Source organism: Streptomyces beigongshangae (assembly GCF_019710745.1).
Classification (GTDB): domain Bacteria; phylum Actinomycetota; class Actinomycetes; order Streptomycetales; family Streptomycetaceae; genus Streptomyces; species Streptomyces beigongshangae.
This window is the reverse complement of the sequence record NZ_JAHKJW010000061.1, coordinates 1-5,137: the sequence shown is the minus strand read 5'-3', so window position 1 is coordinate 5,137 and position 5,137 is coordinate 1. Positions and strand designations below refer to the sequence as shown.

The window sequence follows — 5,137 nt, the reverse complement described above, 5'->3', positions numbered from 1 at the left end:
CGGAGCTACCATGACCACGCCCAGCGAAAAAGTTGTCGAAGCTCTCCGGGCCTCGCTCAAGGAGACCGAGCGCCTCAAGCGGCAGAACCGCGAACTCGCCGCCGCGGCCTCGGAGCCCATCGCGATCGTCGCGATGAGCTGCCGCTACCCCGGGGGCGTCACCTCCCCCGAGGACCTGTGGGACCTCGTCTCCTCCGGCACCGACGCCGTCTCCGGCTTCCCCACCGACCGCGGCTGGGACCTGGACGCGCTGCGGGACGCCGGCGTCGACGCCCGCGGCCACTCCGTCAGCCAGCGCGGCGGCTTCCTCGACGGGGTCGCCGACTTCGACGCCGCCTTCTTCGGCGTCTCCCCGCGCGAGGCCGTCTCCATGGACCCGCAGCAGCGGCTCCTCCTGGAGACCTCCTGGGAGGCGATCGAGCGCGCCGGCATCGACCCCCGGAAGCTGCGCTCCACCCCCACCGGCGTGTTCGTCGGCACCAACGGCCAGGACTACGCGTACCTCCTGATCCGCTCCCTGAGCGACGCCACCGGCGACATCGGCACCGGCATCGCCGCCAGCGCCACCTCCGGACGGCTGTCCTACACCCTGGGTCTGGAGGGCCCGGCGGTCACCGTCGACACCGCCTGCTCCTCCTCGCTCGTCGCCCTGCACGCCGCCGCCCACGCCCTGCGCGCGGGCGAGTGCGGCCTGGCCCTCGCGGGCGGCGTCAACGTCATGTCCGCGCCCGGTTCGCTGCTGGAGTTCAGCCGCCAGGGCGGACTGGCCGGCGACGGCCGCTGCAAGGCGTTCTCCGACGACGCCGACGGCACCGGCTGGTCCGAGGGCGTCGGCGTGCTCCTGCTGGAGAAGCTGTCCGACGCCCGCCGCAACGGCCACCCCGTCCTCGCCGTGATCCGGGGCTCCGCCGTCAACCAGGACGGCGCCTCCAACGGCTTCACCGCCCCCAACGGACCCGCGCAGCAGCGCGTCATCGGCCAGGCCCTGAGCGCCGCCGGACTCACCCCAGCCGACGTCGACGCCGTCGAGGCGCACGGCACCGGCACCCCCCTCGGCGACCCGATCGAGGCCCAGGCCCTGCTGGCCGCGTACGGTCAGGACCGGCCCGGGGACCGGCCGCTGCTGCTCGGCTCCATCAAGTCGAACATCGGCCACGCGCAGGCCGCCGCCGGTGTCGCGGGCGTCATCAAGATGGTCATGGCGATGCGCCACGGGGTCCTTCCCCGGACCCTGCACGCGGACCGCCCCTCCCGCCACGTCGACTGGACCTCCGGCTCCGTCCGGCTGCTCTCCGACCGCACCGAATGGCCCGAGACCGGACGGCCCCGCCGCGCCGGCGTCTCCTCCTTCGGCATCAGCGGCACCAACGCCCACGTCGTCCTGGAACAGGCCGTACCGGCCGACGGACCGGAGCCCGCCGCCGAGACCGCACCGGCGGTCGTACCGGCCGTCGTGCCGTGGCCGGTCTCCGCCCGCACCGAGGCCGCCCTGGACGACCAGATCGCCCGCCTCACCGCCCTCACCGGCGCCACCCCTCTCGACGTCGGCCACTCCCTGGCCACCGGCCGCTCCACCTTCGAGCACCGCGCCGTCCTCCTCACCGGCGTCGACGGCGTCCCCACCGAGGCGGCCCGCGCGCACGCCGCCGAACGCTCCCTGGCGGTGCTGTTCTCCGGCCAGGGCTCGCAGCGCGCCGGCATGGGGCGCGAACTGTACGCGCGCTTCCCGGTGTTCGCGGCGGCCCTCGACGAGGTGCTGGCGCTGCTCGACCCGCAGCTCGACCGCCCGCTGCGCGAGGTGCTGTTCGCCGGACGCCGCACCCCCGAGGCCGCCTTCCTCGACACCACCGGCTACACCCAGCCCGCCCTGTTCGCGGTCGAGGTGGCGCTGTACCGCCTGGTCGAGTCCTGGGGCGTGAACCCCGAGTTCGTGGCGGGCCACTCGATCGGCGAGATCGCCGCCGCCCACGTGGCGGGGGTGTTCTCGCTGGAGGACGCCTGCACGCTGGTGGCCGCCCGGGCCCGGCTGATGCAGGAACTGCCCGCGGGCGGCGCCATGGTGGCCGTGCAGGCCACCGAGGCCGAGACCGCGCCGCGGCTCACCCCCGGCACCGCCCTGGCCGCCGTCAACGGCCCCGACTCCGTCGTCCTCGCCGGCGACGAGCAGGAAGTCCTCGCACTCGCCGCCGCGTTCGCCGCCGAGGGCCGCAAGACGCAGCGCCTGTCGGTCAGTCACGCCTTCCACTCGCCGCTGATGGAGCCGATGCTCGCGGAGTTCCGCCGCGTCGCCGAGAGCCTCACCTACCACGAACCCCTCCTCCCGGTCGTCTCCAACGTCACCGGCACGCTCGCCGGGCCCGGACAGCTGAGCACCCCCGACTACTGGGTGGAGCACGTCCGCGCGACCGTCCGCTTCGCCGACGGCGTGCGCGCCCTCGCCGGCGCCGGCGCCGACGCCTTCGTCGAACTCGGCCCCGACGGGGTGCTCGCCGCCCTCGCCCAGCAGAGCCTCGACGCCGGGGCCGACACCGTGGTCGTACCGGCGCTGCGCAAGGACCGCGCCGAGGAGCGCTGCCTGCTCACCGCCCTGGCCCGGCTGCACACGGCGGGCGTCGACGTCGACTGGGCCGCCTGCTTCGACGGCACCGGCGCCCGCCGCACCGACCTGCCCACCTACAGCTGGCAGCACGAGCGCTACTGGCCGGTGCTGATGGCCGCCGCCGGCGACGTCAGCGCCGCGGGCCTGGTCTCCGCCGAGCACCCGCTGCTCGGCGCCGCCGTCTCCCTCGCCGGAACGGACGGCGTCCTGTTCACCGGACGCCTCTCCGCCCAGACGCACCCCTGGCTGATGGACCACACCGTCGGCGGCATGGCGGCCTTCCCCGCCACCGGCTTCCTCGAACTCGCGGTCCGCGCCGGCGACCAGGTCGGCTGCGACCGCGTCGACGAACTCACCCTCGCCAAGCCCCTCGTCCTCACCGAGAACTCCGCCGCCGTCGTCCAGGTCCTGGTCGGCGCCCCCGACGAGAGCGGTGCCCGCCCCGTCACCGTCTACTCCCAGACCGTCGACGACCCCGAGCAGCGCTGGACCGAGCACGCCTCCGGCCTGCTCACCACGGGCGAGCGCACCGCCGGCTTCGACGCCGCCGTCTGGCCGCCGCGCGGCGCCGTCGCCGCCGACCTGGAGGGCTTCTACGAACGCAGCGAGTACGGCCCCGTCTTCCAGGGCCTGCGTGCCGTGTGGACCCGCGGCGACGAGGCGTTCGTCGAGGTCGCCCTGCCCGCGCAGGTCGACGACGCCGAGTACTACGGCATGCACCCCGCCCTGCTCGACGCCGCCGTCCAGTCCGTCGGTTTCGCCGGCCTCGGCGACGGCAAGAAGCTCGTCCCGTTCTCCTGGACCGGGGTCTCCCTGCACGCGAGCGGCGCCTCCGTCGTCCGGGTCAGGGTCGCCCGCATCGGCGAGGACACGGTGTCCATCGCCGCCGTCGACGTCGAGGGCGCCCCGGTGCTCTCCGCCGAGTCGCTGACCCTGCGCGCCCCCTCCGCCCTGCACGCCCCCACCCTGCGCCACGGCGAACAGGACGGACTGCTCCGCCTGGAGTGGGTCCCCGCCCCGGACGGCACCGCGACTCCCGTACGCACGGCCACCCTCGCCGCCGACGCCTCCCGGCCCGCGGACGACCCCTGGCCCTCACCCGTCGCCGGGCTCGCCGAAGCCGCCGCTCTCACCCCGGCCCCCGACCTGGTACTGGTCCCGCTGGAGGGCCCCGACGTCCCGCTGGAGGGCCCCGGCGGCGACACCCCCGCCGCCGTCCACGCCCTCACCGCCCGCACCCTGGACCTGGTGCGGCAGTGGCTGGACGCAGGAAGCCCCGGCCACGCGCGCCTGGTGTTCGTCACCCGCGGCGCCGTCGCCGCCGGGACCGACGGCACCGTACGGGACCTCGCGGCCGCCGCCGCGTACGGCCTGGTCCGCAGCGCCGAGGCCGAGAACCCCGGCCGCTTCGCCCTGCTCGACCTGGACACCGCGGCCGGTGCCCCCTCCGACCGCGTCCTCTCCCGGCTCCCGGCCCTGCTGGCGGACGGCGACACCCAGTTCGCCGTACGCGAGGACACCGTCCTGGTCGCCCGGCTGGCACGGCTCACCACCGGCGCGGGCCTGCTGCCCGTGCCCGGACTGCCGTGGCGCCTGGACAGCACCGCCCCCGGCAGCATCGACGCCCTCGCCCTCGCCCCGGCCCCCGAGGCCCTGGACGAGCCGGCGGGCCGCCAGGTCCGCGTCGAGGTGCGGGCCGCGGGCCTGAACTTCCGTGACGTGCTCAACGCGCTCGGCATGTACCCGGGTGAGGCCGGGCTGCTCGGCTCCGAGGCGACCGGCGTCGTGACGGCCGTCGGCCCGGAGACGACCGGTCTCGCGGTCGGTGACCGGGTGATGGGCATGGTGCCCGGCGGTCTCGCGGACACCGTCCTCGTCGACGAGCGCTACCTCACCACCGTCCCGGCGGACTGGAGCGACGAGACGGCGGCGTCGGTGCCGCTGGTGTTCCTGACCGCGCTGTACGCCTTCCGTGACCTGGCGGCCCTGTCGGCGGGGGAGCGGGTGCTGGTGCACGCCGGTGCCGGTGGTGTGGGCATGGCGGCGGTCCAGCTGGCGCGTCATCTGGGTGCCGAGGTGTTCGCGACGGCGAGCGAGGGCAAGTGGGAGACCCTGCGGGAGCTGGGTCTGGACGAGGACCACATCGCGTCCTCGCGTGATGTGGGCTTCGAGGAGAAGTTCCGTGCGGTCACCGGTGGCCGTGGGATGGATGTGGTGCTGAACGCCCTCGCGGGTGAGTTCGTGGACGCGTCGCTGCGGATCACGGCTGCCGGTGGGCGGTTCCTGGAGATGGGCAAGACCGACATCCGCGACCCGCGCTCCGTCGGGGACGTGCGCTACCGCGCCTTCGACCTCGGCGAAGCGGCTCCCGAGCGCATCCACGCGATGCTCGGCGAACTCGTCGACCTCTTCACCGGGGGCGCGTTGCGTCCGTTGCCGGTGCGGGTGTGGGACGTGCGGCGGGCGCGTGAGGCGTTCCGCTTCATGAGCCAGGCCAAGCACGTGGGCAAGATCGTGCTGTCCATGCCGCCGCGCTGG

Annotated in this window: 1 protein-coding gene; it reads left to right on the top strand. The window is 75.1% G+C overall.

Going from position 1 to position 5,137, the window contains the following annotated elements:
• Window positions 1-10: 10 nt before the first annotated feature.
• Window positions 11-5,137: type I polyketide synthase (locus KM933_RS32405; RefSeq protein ID WP_221359019.1), on the top strand; the 5,127-nt coding region annotated here is incomplete at its 3' end.